Here is a 24268-nt window from a genome sequence, read left to right as displayed (position 1 = left end):
CCCCTTATTTTGCCAGAAAATCGTTCACCGCATGATAAAAACCGTTTATATCATCGGAGTGGACGCCGTGACCGCATTGTTCGAAGACGATAAGCTTGGTATTCGGCCTTTTCGCTTCCATCCGTTTCGCCTGGTCGGCGTCAAGAATGAAGCTCTTCCCGCCATGAATCAGCAGAATCGGGCAACTCGAGCCTAACCAATCTTCCCACCAAACCCCGTTGGATTGGGGAACGGATATCTGAAGCCCCTTCAAGTCCGTTCGGAATCCCCACCCCCATTCATCCTCCAGCACGCTTTCAGCAAAATAATCAATCGCCCGAAGCCCGGCGTTTTCAAGCGATTCTCTCAGTTCCTTTAGGGAAGCCGATCGGTGCGGAAGCTTGGCTGCAAAGGAGAAATCGGCGTTAATTTCCGCGCCGATGTCCTCCACAATCACGGTGTTGACCAGTTCAGGATAACGAGCGGCGAATTGATAAGCATTCAATCCGCCCAGGGAATGCCCCAGGATCGTTACAGGCTGTCCCCCAAGTTCCGTCCGAACCAGGCTCAGAATATCATTTACGTAATCATTCCTTGCGTATTCTTGCCCTGGAGGATGGTCGCTCCAACCGTGTCCACGTTGATCTAAAGCGATAACCCGCCAATCCTTGAATCGCACGGCCAACTCCGAAAAGGTCCTTGCATTGGCCATGTACCCATGCAACATAACAAGCACTTGCTCGCTATCTCCGCCAAAGTCAAGGTATGAAAGCCGGAGATGGCCCGAGTTAAAATATTTCCTCTCGGCCGAATGAGAATTCAACATCGTCGTAACTCTCCCCTCATCGTGAAGCTTAGCCTTGCTCCATTTATTTTAATCGCTATTGGTGACAGGTATTGTCTCCGTTGTGTTTTTTATTTCAGCCGCCGGGATACGTTGTTTGTATCCATACACGCAAGCCAACGCGGCGGAAATCGCCATGAAGATAGCGCCGGACGCTACGCCCGATTGTAAACCGTACCGTTCGACCACCACCCCTCCAACGATAGGGCCGATAATTTGCCCCGACGCAAAAAAAGCGGTGGCGATACTAAGGCATGCCGCATATGCGCGATGAGGGACATGACGCCGAAGAAGTGCAGTCGTCATCAGCGGCGGGGTAATGAAGGAGACCAACCCTATCGTTATCGCGCCTATCGAAGTGATGATAATATGATCGGTGGTTACGCCAATCACGCCGACCGTTCCCAAGGCTAACCCCGACGCAAGCGTATACCCGCTCGGCCATCGATCGATGGCCTTGCCTCCAATCCATCCGTTAAATAGACCGGCGAATCCGATACCCGACCAAATGAACCCGGCATAAAGGGACGGAATGCCTTTACTCACTAGATAGGGAATCAAAAAGGTGAAATAGATGATGTATCCCCACCCGAAGAAGAAATAAGAACCGACCAAGAACAAGAGCTTCTTAGGGCTAAACAGGAGACTGTACACATTCACGCGCCCTTGGACTCGTGGATTGGATTCCGTCGGCGAGGACATTCTTTCGACTCCCCGCTTTTTGGTTACATACTCAAAACCGAGCGCGGCAACTATACCGAATACCCCCATGGCCGCCCAAGCATACCGCCATCCCTCCAAGCGAGAAGGATCTATGGTAAAGGGGGCGAATAAGCCCGTCACTAGAATCCCGGCGGAACCGCCCAGCCATATCAGGCCCGAAGCCACTCCCCGCTCCGCCGGTCGAACGGCGTCCATCGCAATGGACAGCACAAGCACCGTGGCGAAGGCCGACAGCCAACCAATCACGAAACGCCATAGCCCGAGTTGAATGGAGTGATAACTGAATGCCGAGCCGATCATAGCCGCTCCGAGCAAAAAGCATGTCATTCGATTGATGACATGTTTTCGATCAGGGAACCGTGAAATCAAAGGCGACAGACACAACGTCCCGATTAAATAACCGATGAAGTTGACCGTGCCCAATATGCCCAGTTGACCGTAGCTCCCCCCGATCTCTCTTTGTATCCCCGGCAAGAACATTCCGTAGGAGAGCCGGGAAAATCCAAGGATGACGATAAATAGGAGCGATGCCCACAGGGTGATCCAGTTGAATGCGGGTTTATTGCCCATACTCGATTTCTCCTCAAAATATTTGTTGAGACCAGTGTAAATGGATGCAAATGTTTTGTAAAATTGAATTATATGAATGTATTATTCGAATTTCTTAAACAAAGGGTGATGAACATGGATCTACGTGCCTTAAAAACCTTTGAAGCCTGTGTGCGTCTTGGCCATTTTCAGAAAGCTGCCGAGGAACTCCAATATGCTCCCTCTACCGTAACCCTTCAGATTCAGCGTCTTGAAGCCGATCTGGGCGTATCCTTATTCGTTCGGGATGGCAAACGGGTGATCGTTACCGAAGCTGGCCGTTGGCTTCACCATGAGGCCTCGGCATTGCTGAAGTCGGTCCGATCCATGAGGCAGACCGTCTCCGATATCGCGGAGGGGGATGGCGGGACCATTCGTTTTGCCGCTATCGAGCCCATCGCAAGCCAAAAGCTGGCACCCGTCGTGGCCAACTTCTGCAGGACTCATCCGAAGGTGCAGTTAACCATGGAAGTGAGCGGCAGCAAATCGATCGCGGAGAGGGTTCGGTCCGGCGAATTGGACTTCGGCGTATGCTCAGCTCCATCGGCAAACCTTATGCTCGAGTTCGAGCCGCTGGTCGAGGAAAAATTAGGGGTAATGATGAGAGCGGATCACCCGTTAGCCAATCGAAATAACATCGCGACGGGCGACCTCGCGGGGCTAACCGTTCTGGTCAAAGAGCCTACTTGTATCTACCGGGAGCTCTGGGAGAGGACGGTCTGTCTAACTGGAAAAAACCCTTCCTCTTGCAATGAGGTTGGCAGTTTTTTCGTGATTCAGCAAATGGTCAAAGAAGCATACAGCGTCGGTATTGTTCCGATGTACGGCAGTCTGGAACTGGAAGGTTCCTTGATCATCAGACCCTTCGCCGATATGAATCCCGTAGTAGCCTTAGGCATCGTTTATAAAGATAAAGCCTTCTTGGGCAAGGCATCCTTATTATTAATGGACGCCATACAGGCCGTGGGTCTAACGGCAAAAAATTCAGGGCACCCCATAAGGGATGCCCTGAAATAAGCCATCATTGGATGAATCACTAAACCTCAATCTGCTCTTGCGCTTGTTGTTTTAGTTCGTCCAAGGCTTTTTCGATATCGGCCGTAAGGCTTGGATCCAAATATTGAGGCGCTGATCGCTTGGCTGGCGAAGAAAAATGAGCCATCGCTTCCACCTCTGCTTCCATCATCAATACTTTCTCTTCCACGCGAGCGAATCCTTTTGTGACATTCTCCGTTTGAAAAGCAACTACGCTCTGGTTCATCTCCTTAAGGGAGCTGGCGACATTTACCCGAGAAGCCAACAGAAGCCGGCGGTGATTGAATTCTTCTGATTGAACGAGCAGTTGGGTAATCTTTTCTTCCAATGCCTTGGTTTGCTCCTGAATCGTTGCATACTGCTCACGGTAGGCAGACAGTTTTTTATCTTGCAGCAGTTTATCCTGCAACGCCAGCTTCGCAATATGATCGTCACCTTGCTTCACGGCAAGCTTAGCCTGGCGTTCTCTTTTTTCTATGGTTGTTTCGGTCTCTGCAATAAGCGCAGCTTGTCTTTTTTCAATAAACAATTGATTCGCTAAAGCGCCCTGTCCTTTCGCAAGCTCTTGTTCGAACTCGCGAATGTATTGATCGACCATGTTGATAGGTTGTTCATACTTATCCAAAAACCCATTCGTTTCAGCCAAAAATAAGTTCTTTACCCGTTTCAAGATACCCATGTTAATTCGACTCCTTTGTATTCGTTTGATTTTTTTCCCATTGGTCTAAGAAATCGGAAGTGGAAGGGGTCACAGGAGTTACATCCGCTGCAAACATTGCGCTTGATCTCTTTCTTCTCTTGACGGTCCAGTATAGCAATCCGGCTGCGAGAATGGTTCCGCCGACGGCCATTCCGGCACCCCATCCTTCATGATCGTGACCCTCTCCGTCCATCCCTCTTACATGATGGCCGTCGGGTCCGCCCCAACCCTTTCCCGCGCTTACGGACATGGACTGTTCGGTATTTCGTTTCCCATGATCATCGTCGGACCTGTCCCTCTCCATAGCCCAGTTTATTCCGACGCCGACAATGGCGATGATCCCGGCCGTGATAAGTATTCTCTTCATCCAAGGTTTACCGGATTTCATGCTTCATTCATCCTTTCGTTTCATTTATCTTTTCTACAACGTTCACTATAGCCCTGAAAAGTAAAAGCACGGTAAATGAAAAAAGGACCCTTTCCTCATTTGCAATGAGAAAGGGCCCAGCATGCTATACATGGGGGAACTTCACAATAAAGGTACTTCCTTCACCAAGAGAACTCTCCACTTCGATCGATCCCCGATGCGCTTCGACAATCCACTTCGCAATCGATAAACCGAGCCCGGCACTTCCTTCCTCCCGCGAACGGTGCTTCTCCACCCGATAGAACCGGTCGAAAATCCGCTGCTTGCCATCCTCGGGAATCCCGATGCCCGTATCCTGTACGGATAGATACCACTGTTTGGGATTGCTGCCCAATGCAACGTCAACCGTCCCGTTCTCCGACGTGTACTTGATGGCATTGTCCAAGAGAATATACACCAGCTGCTTGATGCGCTCGATATCTCCCTTAATCTCCATCTCCTCGGGCAGACGGGTCGTAATCATGATCTGCTTCTTGTGTGCAACGGCTTCAAAAGCCAGCACCCATTGGCTGACCTTCGGTACCAAGTCGAAGGAAACCATCTCAAATTCGACCGAACCCGAGTCGGAACGGGCCAACATCAGCAAGTGCTGAACCATTCGGCTCATCCGCCCCACTTCTTCTTTCATATCCGACACGACTTCTCTGGTATAGGGAGAGAAGTCTTCGCCGTTCTCCAGTTCGATGACATCCAAAGATGTATTCATAACGCTCAGAGGTGTCCGAAGCTCATGTGACGCATCGGCCAAAAACTGCTGCTGCTGCCGATACGCCCGTTGTATGGGGATCATCGCTTTCTTGGACATGGAATAGCTTAGCCATATGGACGCGATAAGAAAGAGAACGAGAATAAAGAGAAGCACCAGGAGAAGATTTTGGAACGCCTCAAAGTAAAAGGTCACATCTTTTGCCGTATAGATGAAGGCTTCCTTCCCGTCATCCGTCATAAACGGACGCGCTCCTACAAAAAGCAGCTGGTCCCTTTCTCTGGAATGTTCGGCGTCATGGTGGTTATCGGACTCCGGCAGCCATTCCAATCGGAACTTGTCCCGATGTGGATGCCAGCGCTCAATCATTTCCAGATTGACGTCCCTGTTTTGCGGAAAGGCTTCACTACCCGCTATCATGTTGCCATGGGTATCTACGATATAGAAAAAATACAAATCGCCGCCGCGGGAGTTGGACAGATTAGGGATCACCACGCTTCCATTCTCTGTCGCGTACAAAGTTGTCTGGAGAATCTGGCGCTGTTCCCGATAAGCCATCCCTAGAAAGAAAACGGAAACAATCAAGGAAAACAACATCAAAAATACGATGATCAGCCAAGCATAGGTGTAGGTTAACTTTCTTTGCGTTTGTACAAACAAGTCTGCTTTCTTCATATGTTTATCTCTCAAATCGGTACCCCACTCCCCTAACGCTGTGGATCATCGGTTCTCCTTGCGCAGCCTCCAATTTGTCCCTAAGCATTTTAACCGTGACATCCACATTCTTATAGGATACCTCGCTCCCGAGCCCCCATACGCGATCCAGAATGATTTCCCTCGTCAGAACGTTGCCGACGTTCTGAAGAAATAAATCCAGCATCTGATACTCCCGTTGGCTGAGGAGAATCTCCTCCCCGCTTTTGAACAATTGACGAGACGAACGATTTAGCGTAAATTCCCCGAATGTCATAACATCCGCTTGAATGGGAGCGAAATTACGCCGTGTGAGCGAACGAAGGCGAGCAAGTAACTCGTCCATCTCAAACGGCTTCGTCAGATAGTCATCCGCTCCGGCATCCAATCCGAGTATTTTATCCTGTAATGCATCTTTAGCGGTTAACAGGAGAATGGCCTGCCCATAGTTCGCAGCTCGTAATCTCTTGCAAACTTCAATTCCATCCGTACGGGGCATCATCCAGTCCAAAATCAGTACATCATAAGATGATCCTTCGGCATAATCCAACGCATCCTCGCCGGTTTCTACCCAATCGACATGGTAGCCGCCTTTCTTCTCCAGCACATATTTCACTAATTTCCCCAGTTTTTTATCATCTTCCGCAAGAAGAATATTCATCTAGTTCACCGCCGAACGTAGAAAGATACGTCTAGAATACCACGGAAAAGGTAAAAGTGTGGTAAAGAGAACCTTGAAAAGGATAAGCTATAAATCATCGCTGATTTAAAGAAGAAGAGGCGCATGAGTAGCGCCTCTTCACTTAGCAGATCACGGCAAACGTATGTTTTCAGAAATACGCTTGCGCTTCCTCGTCGGCTTTTGCCAACGTTTAGGTGGCGGTTGTCCTGGAGAATGATTCATCTCCAAACTTGCGATTCCTTGTTCCTGATCGCTTTGCCAAGCTGCTGACCATCCGGCGTACGCGGCCGAGCAGTTGACCGATTTCCGTTTGCCGTTCCTAAATTGTTTTCAATGCATGCATTCTTTTTTTCGGCATTGTCGTCATGACGGATTCGTGTCCAAGCTCCTCTTTGATTTTTCCCATCGCAAACAATGACTTATGCTCATTCCCTGGTTGCTCATAATAGCTAAAATCGAATTCTTCAAGCTTAGCATCCCCGAAAGTAGCACGTAATTTCGTGATAACCGGAACGTCGCAAGTAGCGTCTGGCCCGACAACATTGTAAACACGCACACCTGTATGATTGGAGCTTTCTACCGATTTTTCGATGGCATTAACCACATCGCTTGCAAGCACATGCGTTAATTGTGTGATCGGTAAAAATAACGCAGTATGAAGGTCAACTACTTCCGGTGACCAAGTTTCATCAGGTGCGACGCTTCCAAATCTCAAATGGATAAAATCGGCATCCGTATATTTGCGGCTGAAGTATCGCGTGAGGTCCTCCACCATGGCCTTACTTAATCCGTATGCATCCGTTGCCAAACAAGGATGATCATCAGCAATAGGGAAGCTTAAGGGAAGAAACTCTGGGTCCAGACAACCGACGGCTGCGATTGAACTGGCCATGACGAATTTTCGGCACCTGCGGTCAAGCAAATAACGGAGCAGCCTTCTTGTTCCGAGTAAGTTGACGGAAAGTCCATCCTCCTCACTGCATCCGCCTGTAACTGCTGCAAGATGTATGACCGATGTAATCTCATACTTATCGAGCTGACGCAAATCCTCGAAGCTGTCGAACGTCCCCTTCACAAAAGGCACATCGCTATTCGGTTTGTTTCTAGACATACACAGAACATCATACTGTTTAGCAAGTCGCTCTATCAAACGAGCCCCCAAAAAACCGCTCGCTCCGGTAATTAATATCGTCATCGTCCTCACTCCTTTTCATGTAATACATATGATCTAGCATAGCAGCATCAACGTTTAATTCAATCCTCCGTTTTACCACTACTTATGATACGGCTCTCCGCGCTGACCGTAACGGCAAGTTTTTTAGGGGCTGTCCCAAATATGTTCCCATGACATGAGAACATCTTCCCAATTTCCAAACGAAAGGACCTCAAATTCCACTGCAAAATGGAGATTGAGGTCCTTTTTCTCGAAGAAATTTAGTTCTAAGTGGGGCTCAAAAAATCACAAAATGACTTTTGGGACAGCCCCTTTGTTTGCAGATTGGGAAGTGGCGCTATAAAATGCCGTCATCTTCCGCGATGAGATAGGAACGAGCGTCGCTCCTTATTCAGCAGAAATATGACGCTCGCCTCCTTTCAAAGTCTGGCGCATGCGGTGTCCCCGTAGGAATGATACGGCGATGCCTGCCGATCGGAACAGCAGCTCACCGGCTAGAATACCGCCAACGACATCCGCCAATACATGCTGCTTAATCAGCACTGTGGACGCGATAATAAGAATGGACATTATGGTAGCTGCCCACCGAATCGTTCGGCCGAATACCCTTGCTCCCCGAAGCATCAGGTAGCTGGTTAGCACATGAATGCTCGGGAAGCAGTTGAACGGCTCGTCATGGCTATACACGAACCAGATCATACGGTTGAGGACGCCCTTCTCGTCTAGTGCTTCTGGACGGGGAACAGTCGTTTGGAACAGGGCATAGACGATATAAGCAAGGACCAGACCGCCACAGAGCGCAAGCAGCGTCCGATAATAGACGGCCCTGTCCTTGAACGCAAGTCCGATCAGTACCGCCGCTTTGAACGGATACCAAAGTACATAAGGAATAATAAAGGATGGGACGAATGGTGTTAGGCGATCTAGGTCTGTTACGAGGCTATAGACGTGTTCGGTAGGGTGGTTCAGATAGCCATAGAAAATATTCAATACCGGAATCACTGCAAGCCATAGAAGAGACAGCCATACTGCAGGCGATTGCTTTGCAGGGTGGGTCACGTTTCTCATCTCCTGATTAGGTTGATCAAAAACAATGAACCCATCATAACGATAAACTCTGAAGTGCTTTAGAGGATTTTTCTGAAGGATTTCTAAATAACAGTCGGTACAGGCCATTCGCCTTTCGCACAATGAGTACTGCCAACTTAAGTCCATAAAAGTCGAAAAAACCGACTGTATTTTCTGAAAATAAAAAAAGCGATGTTCGGCTACCCCAAACCCCAATTCAGTATAGACAAGAGAGCCATTGTTCGCCGTCAAACGACAAAAAAGCTCCGCTCCCCATTCCGGGAAGCGAAGCCGCCAGCATGCAGCCTATTCTTTGATCGAGCCGAGCATAACGCCCTTGACGAAGTAGCGCTGCAGGAACGGGTACAGCAGCAGAACCGGAACGGTCGCGACGATGATCGTAGCGTACTTGATCGTCTCCTGGAGCAGCCCCTTGTCCACGTCGGCGACGGACGACATCATCGAATCCGTGCTGTTCGTAATGAGAATCTCCTGCAGGACGAGCTGCAGCGGGTACAGGTTGCGGTCGCGCAGGTAGATGAGCGCGTCCATGTACGCGTTCCAATGGCCGACGCCGTAGAACAGCGTCATGACGGCCATGATCGGCAGCGACACCGGGATGAAGATGCGCAGCAAGATGCGGAAGTCGTTCGCGCCGTCGATGCGCGCCGACTCCTCCAGCGCCGCGGGGATGCTCGCGAAGGAGGTTCGCATGACCAGCAAGTTCCACGTGCTGATCGCTGACGGCAAAATCATCGCCCACCGGGTGTCGAGCAGCCCCAGCTGCTTCATATTAAGATAGGTCGGGATGAGCCCGCCCGAGAAGAACATCGTGAACACGATGGCGAACATGATCGGACCGACGAATCGCACGCCCTTGCGGGACAAGGCGTAGGCGGCGAAGCTCGTGAGCGTCAGGTTCAGCGCCGTGCCGACGATGACATACAGGATCGTATTGAGATAGCCGATGGAGATCATCGGATTGTCGAAGACCAGCTTATAGGACTCGAGGCTGAAGCCCGTCGGCGCGAGCAGCAGCCCCCGGTGTTGGAGCAGGTCCGCGGGATCGCTGAACGAGGCGAACAGCACGTAGAGGAACGGATATAGCGTAACGACGACCAGCGCAAGCATCAGAACCGTATTCGACCCATCGAATACGCGCTCCCCGAACCCGATTCGCGGCTTCAAGAGAGCCTCACCTCCCGAACTGTAACTACCATAAGCTGGTGTTGTTGATCTTCCGGCTGAAGCGGTTCGCCGCTACGAGCAGCAGGAAGTTCATCACGTTGTTGAACAGGCCGATGGCGGCGGAGAACCCGTAATCCATCTGCAGCAGACCGCGGCGGTAGACGAACGTCGAGATGACGTCGGCCGTCTCGTACGTCGTGGAGTTGTACAGCAGCAAAATTTTCTCCATGCTGCCCCCGGCCATCAGCGTGCCGAACCGCAGGATGAGCATGATCATAATCGTCGGCAGAATGCCCGGCAGCGTAATATGCCAAATCTGCCGGAAGCGTCCCGCGCCGTCCGACTTGGCCGCCTCGTAGAGGCTCGGGTCGATGCCGGAGATCGCCGCGAGGAAGATGATCGAGCCCCAGCCGACGCCTTGCCAGATGCCCGAGGAGACGTAGATCGTCCGGAACCACTCCGGCGAGATGAGGAACGATACGGACGGCAGTCCGAGCAGTCCGGTCAGCTGATTGATCATGCCGTCGCTCGACAGGAAGTCGATCATCATGCCGGACACGACGACGATGGAGATGAAGTGGGGCAAATACGTAATCGACTGCACGACATTGCGGAAAATGCGAACCCGAATCTCGTTGAGCAGCAGCGCGAGCAGGATCGGCGCCGGGAATCCGAAGATGAGCTCATAGAAGCTGATCAGCACCGTATTGCGGATAAGCCGCCAGAAGTAATAGCTGTCGTAGAAGGAGACGAAATGATCGAAGCCGACCCAAGGGCTCCCCCACACGCCCTTCGCCGGCGAGAAGTCCTTGAAGGCGATCTGCAGGCCGTACATCGGCAAGTACAGGAAGACGACGTAATAGACGATGACCGGCAGCAGCATCAAATAAATATATTTATGGCGGGACCAACCGCGCAGGATGTTCAATTGCCGTACCCTCCTTCGGCTTGCGAGGCAGCCGGTGAACGGGCTCCGGACGCGACGACCGCGAGACGTCTGCGCCCGGAGCCCCGCCGAAGCCGGCATTACCGATACTGATTTCTCACCGATTCATTACCGCTTCAGATAGCGGTCGTATGCTGCCTGCTCGATATCGAGCGCTTCCTGAATGCCCATGCCTTGAATCGTCTTGACGAACTTGTCGAAGTTGTCCAGCGGCTCGGCGCCCATGACGAACTTGTCGAACATCTCGTCGCGATACGTGTTCACGTCCGTCATGATGGCCGCGAGACGCGCGGATTCCTCGTTCGTGAACGTCAGCGGCGGCAGCAGGCCGTCATTGTCAGCCGCCATCCACGTGTTCAGCGCCGCCTTTTGCTGCGGCAGCGAAGCGTTCTGCTCCTGATAGCGCTTATCCTGGACGAACGGACCGCCGAACGGTACGGCGTATTTGCCGATCGCGGCCGCGAAGGCGAGACCGTCCGGGTTTTTCATCACTTCGTCGGTATAGGTCGGGTAGCCGTCCTTCATCTCGTAGCTTTTGCCTTCGATGCCGAAGTTGAACAGCATATGGCCGACTTCGCCGTATTTGAAGTCGAGCCACTTCACCGTCTCGATCACGTGCTTGTTATCCTTCGTGATCGCCGCGCCGGTGCTGTTGAAGATCGGCTCGCGCTGGCCCAGCACCGGCTTATCGCCCTTGTTCAAGGTCGGATAAGGAACGCCTGCCAGGTTGAACTTCGGATTTTTGGCCGCCATGGCCGTCGTGTATTTGCCGATGCCGCCGCCGACCGCGAGCTCGGAAGCGCCGAGCACATCGCCGGTCCACTTGGCGTCCTTCTGCTTGCCGTCCGTTGCGGCGTAGTCGCGGTCGATCAGGCCTTCCGCGTACCAGTCGTGCATCGTCTGGAGGAATTCCTTGTACGCCGGTTGGATCGGCCCGAACACCACCTTGCCGTCCTGCAGGTTGAACCGCCCCGTTGTGCCCCACGCGTTCAGGAAGACGTTGCTGAAGTTGAGAAGCGTGTCCTTGGCGATGAGCAGCGGAATCTCGTCCGCCTTGCCGTTCTGGTTCGGGTCCTTCGTCTTGAACGCCTGCAGCACCGTATGCCACTCGTCGATCGTCGTCGGCACCTGCAGCCCCAGCGTATCCAGCCAATCCTGTCGAATCGCGAGCCCCTGGTACGTCCGGAGATATGGATCGCTGCGGAGGAAGGGGAAGGCGTATATGCGGCCGTCATCGGTCGAGATCTCCTTGCGAATGTCCGGGTTATCGGTCAGCAGCTTGGAAAGGTTCGGCGCGTACTTGTCGATGTAGTCGTTCAGCGGGATAATAATGCCGGCGTTCATCGCTCCGACGCCGCCGCCCGGATAGTCGTTCCAGCCCCATTCGATAATGTCCGGGTATTGGCCGGAGCTCATGAGCAGGTTGAACTGGTTTTTCTCCTGGCCGACCGTCGGATGCCGGAAGTCGATGTGGATGCCCGTGATCTTCTCCGTCTCCTGGTAGGCGGCCATATCGTTGAAGGATTTCATGCCGGACGCCAGCGTGCCCGATTGGACGTAATCGGTGAGCGCCAGCGGCGACGACACGATCTTGCCGTCCGCCGGCGTCTCGGACGCTCCCGACTGCTGCGGAGACGGTGCGGCGCTGCTGTTGTTGCCATTGCCCCCGGCGCATGCCGACAATGCGACGGTCATAGCCGTCAGCGCGGCCAGCACGGCCGCGGTCTTCTGGTAACCGTACTTCATAATAGAAGGACCCCCTCGTGGTCTTATAGGATGGACGGCATCCCGTCGCCGCCTTGTCTCTATCGTAGACGCCGACGGGGACGGTCGCGTATGGCCGGTTTGTTCGATCGGCATGCCAGTTGTCGGATCGGGCACCGCCTATTTTTAAGATGAGCAATCCGTTCGTATGCTGGCGCGGTATTGACCGGGCGTAATGCCCTCGTATTTCTTGAAAAAACGGATAAACCCGATGTCGTTCGAGTACCCGACGGCTTCGGCGATCTGGGCGACCGTGCGGTCCGTCTTGGCGAGCCATCGCTTCGCCGCGTCGATTCGAACCTCCGCGATGTAGGCGATAATCGTCTGGCCGGTCGCCTTCTTGAAGAAGGAAGACAAGTACGGCTGCGTAATACCGAGCTCGTCTGCGATGAGACCGACGCTCAGCATGTTCTGGTCGTAGCGCTCCTGCACAATCCGCTTGACGGTCTGCAGCATGCGGGTGCCCTGGTCGCTCCGTCCTTCCTTCCAGAGCAGGCATACCTCAAGGAAATCGTCCTTCAGCCGCCGGAACGCCGCCGGCTGGTCGCGCGCGCCGTCGCGGCCCAGCGCCAACAGTCGGCCTGCGAGCCGGGCGTCCGCCTTCGGCGTGCTCTGGACGATGCGGAACAGGGTGGAGGACAGGTGGATCAGAAAGTAGCCGCTGACGGCGCCGCCCGCCTCGCCTCCGTCCGCATGGTCGGCATAGAGCGCGTCCAGCAGCTGCGCCGTTCGCTCCTCTTCGCCCGACTTCACGTAATTGGTCAGCTGCTGCTCGATGTCGAGCGGGTAGTAGTAGGCAGGCGCGGGCCGCGAATCGCCCGCGCGGGCTTGCCGGCTCTCGTCCAGCCGCTTCAGCGCGTCGCGGAACGCTTCGCCGATCGCGCCGATGTCGCGCGCGACGAAGCCCGCGCCGATGGCGAGCCGCATCCCGAAGCGGTCGCCGAGCACCTGGACGAGCCGATCGCCGATCGCCGCGAGCTCGTCCGGCCACTGCGCCTCCTCCGTCCCCCTGAAGTTAATCAGGACAGCGACGCGTCCCTGATCGAGCTCGGTCGCGTACGCGACGTGACGCTCGCCGGCAAGCTCGGAGGCGATATTGCCGATGACGAAGTTGACGAACAGCCATTCCTTGTCCTCGCGATCCGCCGGGAATTCGCTCCGGCCGCCGTCTTCCGCGTCGACGAGCATGACCGCGAAGCGATCCGACTCGAAGCGGATGCCCATGAACCGCAGCGACTCCGGGCTCAGCTCGTGCGGGTCCGCGTACCCGCGGATCAAGCGGCTTAGGAAGTGGTGGCGAATGATCGGCGTCTGCTGCGTCAGCCGGGCGCGAAGCTCCGTCTCCGTCAGCCGCGCCGAGTGGATCGAGGAACGAATCATCTCGTACTCGATCGGCCCGCTCCTCGCGAGCGCAGCCGAGCCGCCTCCCGTCACGACGGACACCAGATCGCGGATCGGGCGGTAGTTCCGATAGGCCAAGTAGAGCGATGCGACAGCGCCGGACAGCGCGGCCAGCAGGAACAGCAGCAGCGCCCAGTTCCGCACCTCGTTCACTTCCTTCAAGTAAACGCCGCGCGGCAACTCCAGCACGTATTTCCAGCCGTATACCCGCGAGGAGGCGTAGGACACCATGCTGTCTTCGCCGTCCGACCGTCCTTCCAGCCGTCCGGCGTCGCCACGCATGTCCGCGTAAGCGAAGGGGAGCGCGCGTTGCCGGTCCGTTGTCTGGCTGATGATCCGGTTGTCCGCGTCCACGATGGAGAGGATGCCGCCACCTGCTTCCGCGAGCGTGTCCAGCATCTTCCGCAGCTGACCCTCGTTGATCGTCATGAACAGCGTCGCCATCCGCTTCGAGCGGTCGACGAGCGGCATCGTCTGCATGTACACGATCACGTCGCCGCGCACGCCCATCGCGTCGGTGACATGCAGGCCGGGCTTGAATTCGCGGTAGTGGTAGCCGCTGTCGAAGAGGCGGAGCCAATCCTGCTCGCCCATCTCGTCGAACTGCTCGGCCTTGTCGAACAGAAACGCCGGCGTCGTCTTGACCCCCGGCCCGAGCATCGTCCCGGACTTCGGCAAGTAAAGGTAGAAGTCGGAAATGAACGGCGTCAGCAGCTTGTACCGCTCCAGCTCGTCCGCCATCTCGATCATGTCGTACCGCTCCCGATCGGACATCGACGCCTTCGTGTTGATCATCTGATACAGCTTCGGATGATTCGCAATCTGCTGCTCGAGCTGTTCGATCAGCTGCAGTTGACCGTCCGCCAGCTCGCGCAGCTGGCCCAGCATGGCCGAGTTCGTCCGCTCGACGGAAAGCTCGACCACCACGTTGGCGCGCCAGTACAGCAGGCTGCCGATGACGATGAGCAACAGCAGGATCGCCATGTATGACCAAAACAAGGCCGACCAAGCTCCTTTGAACGGCAGCCAGCGGTAACGGCCCGCGCTCTCCTTGGTTCCCATTTCACCAACCCCTTTCCGTAACCGTTTACAATTAAGGGCGATAAGCGAATCGGATCGGCCGCTCGGCCAGTCGGCTGCTCGAGGGCTTGGGATCCCGTCCCGCACCCGCCCGCGGGCGTACGCCAATAAGCGTACGCCCGCCTGCCGGCACATCGGGCGCCGGTACGCCTGGGTACGCCTTACGGGAGAGCAGGCGGCGCCGCAGCGCCGCCCGCCGATCGGATCATCGTCGTCTCAGGAGCCGAAGCTGCCCTGCGGATCGAACAGGACCGCCTCTGTCGCCTTCTGCCCGGAGGCGGCGATCCGCTTGAACAATTCCGCCAAGTACCGTTCCTCGTCGATCGGCAGTTCGACCGTCTCGCCGAGCCAGCTCGACAGATGCATCGCGTTCGACAGCTCCAGGCTGCGAATGCCTTCGGCGCCGTCCGCCACGAGCGGCTCGCCGGACAGCACCGCCTTCGCGAACGCCGCGATGACGCCCATGTGCTGGCTGTTGTCCCCTTCAGCCTTTACGACGGACACCTCGACCGAAGGCCGCGCGAACCCGTCCTTGGACTCGAAGCAATACTCGCGCTCGTTCCGGCTCAGCTTGTGCAGCGTGATCGCATCGTTCTCGCAGACCAGCTTCCCCATTTCCAGCGTGATCTCGAGCCGGTTCGTCCCCGGCAGGTCGGCGGTCGTCGTGATGAAGACGCCGGTAGCGCCGTTCGGGAATTCCAGGTAGGCAGTCACGTCGTCCTCGACCTCGATCCGGTGCCATTTGCCTTCATGGCAGAAGGCGCGCACCTTCGCCGGCATGCCGCAAATCCATTGGAGCAGGTCGATGTTATGCGGGCACTGGTTAATGAGCACGCCGCCGCCTTCGCCGGCCCACGTCGCGCGCCAGCTGCCGGAATCGTAATAAGCCTGGGTGCGGTACCAGTCGGTGATGATCCAGTTGACCCGCTTGATCGCGCCCAGCTCCCCGCCGTTCACGAGCTCGTGCATCTTGCGGTACATCGGATTCGTCCGCTGGTTGAACATCATGGCGAAGGTGACGCCGCTCGCCTGCGCCTTCTCGTTCATCTCGCGGACCTGCTTCGTGTAGACGCCGGCCGGCTTCTCGCACAGGACGTGCAACCCCCGCTCGAACGCCATAATCGCGAGCCGCGGATGATCGTAGTGCGGCGTCGCGATGAGGACCGCGTCGCACAGCCCACTGTCCATCAGGGCGTCCGCGCTCGAGAAGTAGCCGATGTCCGCCGGCAGGTACGCCTTCGTCGCTTCGAGACGAGCCGCGTCCATCTCGGATACGGCGGCGAGTTCCACCTCCGGCACCGTGCCGCGAGCCAGCTTCTTCGCGTGGTCCGAGCCCATGTTGCCCATGCCGATAATGCCGATGCGCAGTTTGTTCGTCATCTCAGGCGTGCCTCCCTTTATCGATAGCCGAGCGCGGCCAGGTTGTCGTAGCTCGTGCGCAGGCAGTCGAACGGACTCGTCTGGCATACGTCCTGCTCCACGAGCAAATACTTGACGCTCGACTGCTCAAGCGCTCTCAGAATGGCGTGGAAGTTCATATTGCCCTCCAGCACCGGGGCCATCAGCGGCTCCGTCCCCCTCATCGCCAGATCCTTCAGATGGACGCAGTGAAGCCGGTCCTTCAGCTTGCCGATCCATTCGACCACATCCGCCCCCGCCGCCTGCACCCAGTACGTGTCCAGCGTGATGCCCATCTCCTCGGGCGCGAAGTCTTCGACGAGCCGCTCGATCAACCGTTTGCCGCCGATCTTCTCGAACTCGAAGTTGTGGTTGTGGTACATGAACAGCTTGCCGGCCTTTGCGATGCGTCTGGCGGCTGGCAGGAAGTCCTTCGAGAAGTAGCCATACCAGTCCGACTCGCGGTACTTGTCCGGCATCGCGCCGATGCCGATATAGTCGCAGCCGTAAATATCGTGCTCCTCGATAACCCGCTCGGTGTCGTTCCGAATGCGATCCGGGTTCGTGTGCGTCAGCGCGATCTTCAGCGACAGCTCGTCGCAGATCGCCCGCAGCGTCTTCGGCTGGATCGGGCCCATCGCGGAAACCTGGACCGAGCGATAGCCCATTTCTGCAATCCTATAAAGGGTGCGTCTGATGTCCTCCTCCGTCTGGAGGAAGGATCGAACCGTATACAGCTGTGCGCCTAGAAGCATCGTATTGAGCTCCTCCTCAGTCATTTCGAATCGAATCTACACCCCTTCATTATAGTTACGGGGCGCGGATGCACCATTGTGAATCGACGCGATAACCTTGCAAATATAGCGGTCATCGCCTAGACTGAAGCTATCTGACGAGGAGGCGCGAACATGCAGCTCGTGGATATTCATACCGATGCGTTAATTCTCCATCATGCCGTCGACCGGCAGCTGACCGATCAATACGCCCTGCATTGCCATACGTTCTATGAAGTGTTCTACTTTATCGCCGGCGAGGTCAGCTATCTCGTCGAAGGACGCCGGTACGTGCCGGAGCCCCACAGCCTGCTGCTCATCGCGCCTAACGTCTTCCACGGCGTCAAAATCGAAAGCGATATCCCCTATGAGCGGATATCGCTTCATTTCGTACCCGACTTCCTGGCCGCCGAGCATCGGGCCGTGCTGCTGTCGCCGTTCCATGCCGCGCGCGAGACCGCCGGCATCTACTATACGAGCGAGGGACACGGCGGCATGTTCGCCTTCTTCGAGCAGCTGATGGACGCCCGGCTGGCCGATCCGTCTGTCCGCACCCTGTCGCTTCGGGTGCGCCTCGAGGCGCTGCTGTCGCAAATTCTAATGCGAAGCCTCTCGCGGAAGGGCGCCTCCGGCGACGCCGCCGCCTCCCGGACGATCACCCGCCTCCTCGACTATCTGAACGCGCACATCGCCGAGCCGATCACGCTGGACGAGCTATCGGCCAAATTCTACGTCAGCAAGCATCACCTGAACAAAATGTTCAAGCGGGCCACCGGCACGACGGTCGGCCACTACGTCATCCACAAGCGGGTCGTGATGGCGCAAAACCTGATGCTCCAGGGCCAATCGGCCGGCGCCGCTGCGGCAGCGGTCGGCTTCCGCGACTACTCGGCCTTCTATCGCGCCTTCAAGAGCATCACGGGCCACGCTCCCTCCGACCCGCACGCTCCGATTTTGCTTCGCGGTTGACGGTCGGGACCATGCGTTGTAACTGCTTAAATCGGCGAAAAATGAAAGAGGAGCTGGCACAACCAGCCCCATATTTCAGTCTAGGATACACCGATCGAAGATCAATTTCACGATCATGCTTTCATTACTTTAATATTGTCCTTTAATTACAAAAAACGAGCCCCGAATTGTTCCCGCTAGTTTAGACTTCTGCCTAGCAAACTTAAACTTCCCTTCTAACTCCTGTGGTACCTCCATCCCCTCAGAAAGCTTAAAACCAACGGCCCGCTTCTTAGGGTCATCAACCGTATACATGACATTAAGCCCAAGACCATCCTCATAAAAGACGTAGGTAAATTGGATATTTTCAACTTGAAAACGCGACGTTTCTAAAGGTTTGGCCGCAAACGCAATATCACGTTCTTCTTTCAAAATTCGGTTCACGTAATCAAGGCTCTCCTGACTTTCGCTAGCGGGTACAACCGTAAATTCATGCTTGTATTTGTTCATAAAGTAACGTGCTTCATTCGCACGTAAACCAGCAAGCGCTTCTACTACAGGCGAAGACTCTAAACCAACCGTAGACACATGATTAAAATCAACGATATACGACATTTCCATCCCTCCTATTCTCTCATTATTCCCTAACTGGTATTAATAAACACCAATTAAAATACTCGATAAATATTCGACGTTATTACGTCAAAACCTTTCATTTCGAGGAATTGAAACCGTACCAACATCCGCCGTCACTTATGGTATGGTTCTCCGCGCTGTCTGTAACGGCAAGTTTTAGAGCCATCCTTACGGGATGGCTCTTTCTTTGTCTCTCTTTTATTCAAACATCGTTATCCAATAGGTATCGAGCTTTACTGCGGACCATCATTTCCCTTCGTTCGAAGCCGTACTTCTCATAGAGTCCATGCGCGTCTCGTGTACCGAGATAAATAGACGTATGGCGAATGCGAGGATGGTCGACCAAGACAGCCATCATCCATTTGCCGAGTCCTTTTCCGCGATGTTCAGAGTCGACGATCACGTCGCACAGCCAGGAAAAGGTTGCTCCATCCGTTACGACCCGCATGAAACCTACTTGAAGCCCGACCTCGCTGTAAACTCCGAGACAAAGCGATTCTTTCCAGCTATTCATGATGGTTTCTTCCGACCGTTCCGCGGCCCAATAACTGCTCTTCAATAAGGCAATGATCACATCCGGCTGCAGCTCTTCCACACTGTCACTAATTCTGTAAGGTAAGCAATCATGAATCCACTCCATCTGTATACCTCCTATAGTTCACGATACGCAATGCGTTTAGTATAATGGTAACAGTTAGAAGTGAAAAATGAATTATTTTGCGACTATACCCATACAGATTGGGGTGGAAAGATCATGAAATACGAGAATGTGAAGGACGATCTGAAACAACAGATTAACAATGGGTCGATCAAGCCGGGCGGTAAATTACCGTCCATCCGAGAGCTTAGTATGCAATGGGAGTGCAGCAAAAACACAATAATCCGAGCCATCGATGAATTGGAAAAAGAACACCTGATTTACTCGGTACCGAAGAGTGGCCACTACGCGATTGTTCGTTCCTCCAAGTCTGAGGATCGGCCGGAAAGGCGGATTGATTTTGCCGTGGCTGCTCCGGATCCCGGTATTATCCCCTATGAAGAAATTCAGCACGGGTTGAACCGGGCGGTACAGCTATATGGGGATCGCCTTTTTACATACGGCGATCCGCTTGGATTTCCATCTCTACGCGAGGCTATATCCCGGCACCTGGCAGTCTCTCAAATTTTTGCCGGACCCGAACGGATCTGCGTCGTCTCCGGCGCCCAACAAGCTCTTCACTTGCTTACCTCCATGCCGTTCCCGAACGGGAAATCGGCCATCTTGGTCGAACAGCCCTGCTATGCCGGAATGCTGAAATTATTGAGCCTCCTCGGGGTAACCGCAATTGGAATTGCCCGAACGGAATCAGGCCTCGACCTTGATGAACTGGAACGGCATTTTCGGAACAATTCCATTAAGTTTTTTTATACGGTCCCCCGATACCACAACCCGCTCGGAACCAGTTTGTCACGTCGGGAGAAAAAAGCAATCGCATCCATGGCGGAGAAATATGATGTGTATATTGTAGAGGACGACTATCTCGCAGACTTGGAAACGGACAGCAAATCCGATCCAATCTGCAGCTATGATTATTCGGGCCGCGTCATCTACATCCGAAGCTTTTCCAAAATCATGCTACCCGGCCTGCGACTCGGTGCCGCTGTACTTCCCGAAGCATTCATCGCTTTGTTCCGAATGTACAAATCGTCGAGCGATTTAGGTACAACCGCCCTTTCACAAGCCGCTTTGGAGATTCATCTGGGCAGCGGATTGTTTCAGCGCCACGCCGCCATGATGAGGGAACGCTATGGCATTCGAATGAAGGCTCTGCAGGAGGCATCTCGCCGATATTTGAACGAGGGTTTTCGTCTAAGCAAATCAGCCGGCGGTATTTTTGCCCAACTCGAGCTGCCCAATCATCTGGCGGCAGAGGAGCTGGCCGCGACCCTTCGTCAGAAGGACGTATATGTTTTTCCTACGATGCATTGCTACCTTCCTAGCGTGGAAAGCGCGAACAGCTTGCGCCTCAGCATTATTCGCACGAATGAAAAAGAAATTGAGGACGGCATCCGGATCATCCGCCAGACGGCCGACGAGCTAATGAGCCAAAGAAGTGCAAACAAATTCAGCCGATCAGCCATTACTTGGATTTAGAAGCGGTCGCTAAAGAAGAAACTCCAATACTTGTTAAATCTTACGGATAAATGTTAATCCATGTAAACGGTCGACTTCGTCAGTTCTTCATACTTTAAATCCGATTCCGCCAACCGCTTTGCCCCGTCCCGTGCAATTTGCCAAGCACTCGTCCCCATTAATAAATGCACCGGTGGCTCAGCCATCTCCGTTAGCTTCCATACGGCTTCCGCTATTTTGGCAGGGTCGCTTAATTTTCCGATTCGCTCTTCGGGAGTCGAGGCATTCATGTCCCGCATATATGCCGCAACGGGACCAATGACAGGAAGGTAAGGTTCGCTTATCGGAGGGATATTCATGGACGAACCGGCCCAATCCGTCGCAATGCCGCCGGGTTCGACGGTTGTGACCTTGATACCGAAGGAAGCAACTTCTTTCGCAAGTACCTCCGTAAAACCGTTGACGGCAAATTTGGAGCTTTGGTAAGCGCCAAGACCTGCACTGCCGAAGCGTCCGCCAATCGAGGAGATATTGATAATCGACCCCTGCTTCTGCTCACGCATGATCGGCAGAATGGCCTTCGTCGTATACACCACGCCGAAGAAATTCGCGGCCACTTGATTTTGAAAATCATGGATGTCGATATCCTCAATAGAAGCGACGTTTGCATACCCTGCATTATTGACGAGCACATCAATTCTGCCAAAACGGCTCAAGCCCTTTTGGACGGCTGCCTGCACTTCTTCAACGTCTGTAACATCCAGCTTGAGCGTCAAAACACGATCTCCATGCTTAACCGACAATTCTTCTAAAGAAGCAAGATTGCGTGCGGTTGCAATAACACAATCGCCATGCAGCAAAGCTGTCGATGCAATCTCGTGTCCCAATCCTCGAGAACTCCCGGTAACCAACCAAACTTTGTTTCTCATTTCATTCACCTCTCATGGTTTTGTCAAGATGAAGTATAATAAATTCGAGTTACTCGAAGTCAACATCAATTTAAAAGGTGGTCATCCATGTCTTATTCTGTCAAGGAAGTCGCCGAAATGTTCCGTATCTCGCCTCATACGGTGCGCTACTATACAGATCAGGAACTAATACCCGGCGTCGCGCGAGATCATAATGGCCGCAGGATGTTTGATGATGCTGCGCTCGGGTGGCTGCGAACCATTATCGCGTTTCGATCCGCAGGGATGTCGATTGATATGATTCGTCATTACTTGGATTTGTATAACCAGGGCGAGGAGACGATCCCCGCAAGGTACCAATTGTTAGTGAAGCAGCAGCAACTCACCAGGCAAAAGCTTGACGACCTCACGCAACAGCTGGAAGTTATTAACGAGAAAGTCCAATCTTACGACGGCTGGATTCATCTTGCCGGAAGTACCCAAAACAAAAATAGCGGCTCAGACTGTTGAGACCCCCTGGTCCTTAGCTTACGAAGTCCGCGTTTTGTTGGCAGGTCCCCGTTAACTCAAGTCGCTGTGATCGGACCATCTTTCGTTAAAAACAGCGCGGCGAAGCGGCGGCAAGACTCCGAAAAGCTTCAAAAAGCTTTTGCCCGCCAATCGCGCTGCCGGGTTGGCGATGGCTTGTTTGGTGTTGCGAAGCGAATCCCCCACGGCGGCAAAGCCGTATTCCAGCATTTGCGTCTCATAACCTTCGATTGCAGCAATCAGCGCCGATTTCCCCTGGTTGACGGAGATCAATTGCTTGCAGATCAGACACGCATCGCGAAGTGCGGTATTGGCACCGATCCCTCCCGCCGGAGTCATGCTGTGAATGGCGTCGCCGAGCAGCGTAACATTTGTCGTCTTCCATGGTTTTACCGGAATCGATGTTCGGAAAGGGAACGCTTGGATGGTGACGGGATCGGTTTCGCCAATGATTCTACGAAGGTCGGGATGCCAACGATTGACCATCCGGCCAACCAGCCCTTGTAAGGCATCTCCGCGCATATGATCGGACTCGAAGGCGGGGTTATCCCGACGGGTAATGAAGGCCCAGAGAATGTAGTCACGGTCCTCGAGGTTTTGAAGGAGCTCTTCCGGGTTTAATCCTGCTGCACGAATTTCATCGCCAAGAAGGGGCAAAATTTCTTCCTGTTTGCGCCTCCGGTTGAAAACGGCGGTGAACAGAAAATGTCGGGGCCCTAGTATGACGTTCATTCCATTCTTAATTCGGCCAGGCAACCAGGCTCGAGTGGTGTTCGTTAATTCAAGCTTGCCGCCGATGCCGACGGCCCCCGTGTCCACACGTTCGGCATGGGGCAAGAACTGACGACGCACCCTGGAGTTCGCGCCATCCGCTCCTACGAGCAGGTCGCCAACAGCCGTCGTACCGTCAGCGAAAAAGGCGGTAACCTTTCCATCGGGAGATTGCTCATAACGGACGAACTCTTTGTCAAAGATAACCGCGTCTTCGAGGCCGGCCAGCAGAATCTGACGCAACGTAAGCCGACTCGCAGCATGGTGGCCTTCGGCGGGATCGTACACCCCTCCAGTAAAAATCTCATCTTCAATCATGACGAGCTTCCGCAGCCGTTCGGTGAGAAAACCGAAACCTGTGCCGGGATCGCCAGCCGTAGCGACGAATGCGTCCCATAAGACAGGAGGCAGACACTCGTGAAGCGATCGGCTACCGGTCGGATCGATGTGAATGCGGTAGCCCTGCTCTCGCGCAGTAGGGGTGCGGTCGCGTTCGTACACGGCGACGCTGATGCCGGCTTGCTTCAGCCCCTGGGCCAAACACAAGCCGCCGATGCCCCCTCCGATAACGAGGATATGGAGCGGCGAAGCCATTCCGTCATTCCTTGATACGGTGAAAGGTGGCGTTGAAAGCTGCGGCATCGCTCATTCTCCTCGTTCCTTCAACATGGTTTGAACAATTTCAAGATCGGACTTCCACACTTGGATATTGCGATTCATTACGGAAATAACGGAATTCAATTGGCCTTCGTTGTTCTCGAATCTTTGCCGAAGGTCCTCCAGCTCTTTTTGAATGTAGGAGATGTGCGCCTGGCAATAGCTCACGTAATGGTTAAGCAGATACTCCCGTTGATCGGACGTTAACAGGTCGAAAAATATCGCTTTAAGCCAAAATATCTTTTGATATTCGCCCAGGTTGGCCGAGCAATCCATCACCAATTGAATAAATTGCTTGCGTCCGGCATCCGTTATTTCATACATTCGTTGTCTGTCATCCGAATTTGCATGGCTCAATGTCAGATAGCCTTGTTTCTCCAGCTTGCCCAGCAACGGATACAGACGGCCGCTACTGAACTTGGCGTATGGCCCGACAATGTCATTCACGATTTTCGAAATTCGGTAGCCATGCATGGGATAGCGCATAAAAAAGCCTAAAACAATGAACTCGTACATGACGTACTCCCCTTCGTATTTA

At 54.0% G+C, this 24268-nt stretch carries 23 protein-coding genes; 4 read left to right on the top strand and 19 right to left on the bottom strand.

Annotation, left to right across the window (positions count from 1 at the left end):
* Positions 1–4: 4 nt before the first annotated feature.
* Positions 5–805 carry an alpha/beta fold hydrolase gene (locus H7C19_RS14250; RefSeq protein WP_185143329.1) on the bottom strand — a complete coding sequence of 267 codons (801 nt, stop codon included), beginning with the start codon at positions 803–805 and terminating at the stop codon, positions 5–7.
* 48 nt (positions 806–853) lie between these two features.
* Positions 854–2116 carry a YbfB/YjiJ family MFS transporter gene (locus H7C19_RS14245; protein WP_185143328.1) on the bottom strand — a complete coding sequence of 421 codons (1263 nt, stop codon included), beginning with the start codon at positions 2114–2116 and terminating at the stop codon, positions 854–856.
* A 72-nt stretch (positions 2117–2188) separates the two neighbouring features.
* Between H7C19_RS14245 and H7C19_RS14240 the strand changes: the two genes are divergently transcribed.
* Positions 2189–3151: a LysR family transcriptional regulator gene (locus H7C19_RS14240; RefSeq protein WP_246469507.1), complete on the top strand. Its 963-nt coding sequence runs from the start codon at positions 2189–2191 to the stop codon at positions 3149–3151.
* A 19-nt stretch (positions 3152–3170) separates the two neighbouring features.
* On the opposite strand, the gene H7C19_RS14235 is transcribed toward H7C19_RS14240, so the two are convergent.
* From H7C19_RS14235 to H7C19_RS14180, 12 genes are all read right to left on the bottom strand, one after another.
* A complete protein-coding gene (locus tag H7C19_RS14235; RefSeq protein ID WP_185143326.1) occupies positions 3171–3848 on the bottom strand; it encodes a PspA/IM30 family protein in 678 nt (225 codons plus the stop codon).
* Between the two features lies 1 nt (position 3849).
* Positions 3850–4257, bottom strand: coding sequence for a hypothetical protein (locus H7C19_RS14230; protein ID WP_185143325.1), 408 nt, complete (start codon positions 4255–4257; stop codon positions 3850–3852).
* A 124-nt stretch (positions 4258–4381) separates the two neighbouring features.
* Positions 4382–5677: a sensor histidine kinase gene (locus H7C19_RS14225; RefSeq protein ID WP_185143324.1), complete on the bottom strand. Its 1296-nt coding sequence runs from the start codon at positions 5675–5677 to the stop codon at positions 4382–4384.
* Positions 5678–5681: 4 nt separating this feature from the next.
* Positions 5682–6356 (bottom strand): response regulator transcription factor, encoded by a 675-nt coding sequence (locus H7C19_RS14220; RefSeq protein ID WP_185143323.1) that lies wholly within the window; start codon positions 6354–6356, stop codon positions 5682–5684.
* Between the two features lie 340 nt (positions 6357–6696).
* A complete protein-coding gene (locus tag H7C19_RS14215; RefSeq protein ID WP_185143322.1) occupies positions 6697–7572 on the bottom strand; it encodes an NAD-dependent epimerase/dehydratase family protein in 876 nt (291 codons plus the stop codon).
* Positions 7573–7938: 366 nt separating this feature from the next.
* Positions 7939–8871: a phosphatase PAP2 family protein gene (locus H7C19_RS14210; protein ID WP_246469506.1), complete on the bottom strand. Its 933-nt coding sequence runs from the start codon at positions 8869–8871 to the stop codon at positions 7939–7941.
* Between the two features lie 54 nt (positions 8872–8925).
* Entirely contained in the window at positions 8926–9750 is an 825-nt protein-coding gene (locus tag H7C19_RS14205) for a carbohydrate ABC transporter permease (RefSeq protein WP_185143550.1), read from the bottom strand.
* 82 nt (positions 9751–9832) lie between these two features.
* Positions 9833–10690 (bottom strand): ABC transporter permease, encoded by an 858-nt coding sequence (locus H7C19_RS14200; protein WP_246469521.1) that lies wholly within the window; start codon positions 10688–10690, stop codon positions 9833–9835.
* Positions 10691–10861: 171 nt separating this feature from the next.
* Entirely contained in the window at positions 10862–12499 is a 1638-nt protein-coding gene (locus H7C19_RS14195) for a type 2 periplasmic-binding domain-containing protein (protein ID WP_185143320.1), read from the bottom strand.
* Between the two features lie 144 nt (positions 12500–12643).
* A complete protein-coding gene (locus tag H7C19_RS14190) occupies positions 12644–14980 on the bottom strand; it encodes an AraC family transcriptional regulator (RefSeq protein ID WP_185143319.1) in 2337 nt (778 codons plus the stop codon).
* A gap of 234 nt (positions 14981–15214) precedes the next feature.
* Entirely contained in the window at positions 15215–16378 is a 1164-nt protein-coding gene (locus H7C19_RS14185; protein ID WP_185143318.1) for a Gfo/Idh/MocA family protein, read from the bottom strand.
* Positions 16379–16395: 17 nt separating this feature from the next.
* On the bottom strand, positions 16396–17151 hold the full coding sequence (locus H7C19_RS14180) for a sugar phosphate isomerase/epimerase family protein (RefSeq protein ID WP_185143317.1): 756 nt from the start codon (positions 17149–17151) through the stop codon (positions 16396–16398).
* Between the two features lie 153 nt (positions 17152–17304).
* Between H7C19_RS14180 and H7C19_RS14175 the strand changes: the two genes are divergently transcribed.
* The gene (locus H7C19_RS14175) at positions 17305–18138 is read left to right on the top strand and encodes an AraC family transcriptional regulator (protein ID WP_185143316.1); all 834 of its coding nucleotides are present in this window, start codon (positions 17305–17307) and stop codon (positions 18136–18138) included.
* A gap of 129 nt (positions 18139–18267) precedes the next feature.
* On the opposite strand, the gene H7C19_RS14170 is transcribed toward H7C19_RS14175, so the two are convergent.
* The gene (locus H7C19_RS14170; RefSeq protein ID WP_185143315.1) at positions 18268–18732 is read right to left on the bottom strand and encodes a DUF8821 family protein; all 465 of its coding nucleotides are present in this window, start codon (positions 18730–18732) and stop codon (positions 18268–18270) included.
* A gap of 223 nt (positions 18733–18955) precedes the next feature.
* On the bottom strand, positions 18956–19393 hold the full coding sequence (locus tag H7C19_RS14165) for a GNAT family N-acetyltransferase (RefSeq protein WP_185143314.1): 438 nt from the start codon (positions 19391–19393) through the stop codon (positions 18956–18958).
* A 114-nt stretch (positions 19394–19507) separates the two neighbouring features.
* Here H7C19_RS14165 and H7C19_RS14160 point away from each other — a divergent pair, with 114 nt between their 5' ends.
* Positions 19508–20887 (top strand): aminotransferase-like domain-containing protein, encoded by a 1380-nt coding sequence (locus tag H7C19_RS14160; RefSeq protein ID WP_185143313.1) that lies wholly within the window; start codon positions 19508–19510, stop codon positions 20885–20887.
* Between the two features lie 53 nt (positions 20888–20940).
* Here H7C19_RS14160 and H7C19_RS14155 read toward each other — a convergent pair whose 3' ends face one another.
* Positions 20941–21795 carry an SDR family NAD(P)-dependent oxidoreductase gene (locus H7C19_RS14155; protein WP_185143312.1) on the bottom strand — a complete coding sequence of 285 codons (855 nt, stop codon included), beginning with the start codon at positions 21793–21795 and terminating at the stop codon, positions 20941–20943.
* Between the two features lie 87 nt (positions 21796–21882).
* On the opposite strand from H7C19_RS14155, the gene H7C19_RS14150 reads away from it, so the two are divergent.
* Complete coding sequence (locus H7C19_RS14150) at positions 21883–22284, top strand: MerR family transcriptional regulator (RefSeq protein WP_185143311.1); 402 nt, start codon at positions 21883–21885, stop codon at positions 22282–22284.
* 51 nt (positions 22285–22335) lie between these two features.
* Here H7C19_RS14150 and H7C19_RS14145 read toward each other — a convergent pair whose 3' ends face one another.
* Both H7C19_RS14145 and H7C19_RS14140 read right to left on the bottom strand, forming a co-directional pair.
* Complete coding sequence (locus H7C19_RS14145) at positions 22336–23715, bottom strand: FAD-dependent oxidoreductase (RefSeq protein ID WP_185143310.1); 1380 nt, start codon at positions 23713–23715, stop codon at positions 22336–22338.
* A gap of 3 nt (positions 23716–23718) precedes the next feature.
* Positions 23719–24246, bottom strand: coding sequence for a PadR family transcriptional regulator (locus H7C19_RS14140; RefSeq protein ID WP_185143309.1), 528 nt, complete (start codon positions 24244–24246; stop codon positions 23719–23721).
* Positions 24247–24268 lie beyond the last annotated feature (22 nt).

This window comes from Cohnella nanjingensis (genome assembly GCF_014212125.1).
Classification (GTDB): Bacteria; Bacillota; Bacilli; order Paenibacillales; family Paenibacillaceae; genus Cohnella; species Cohnella nanjingensis.
This window is presented reverse-complemented; position numbering and strand designations above follow the sequence as displayed.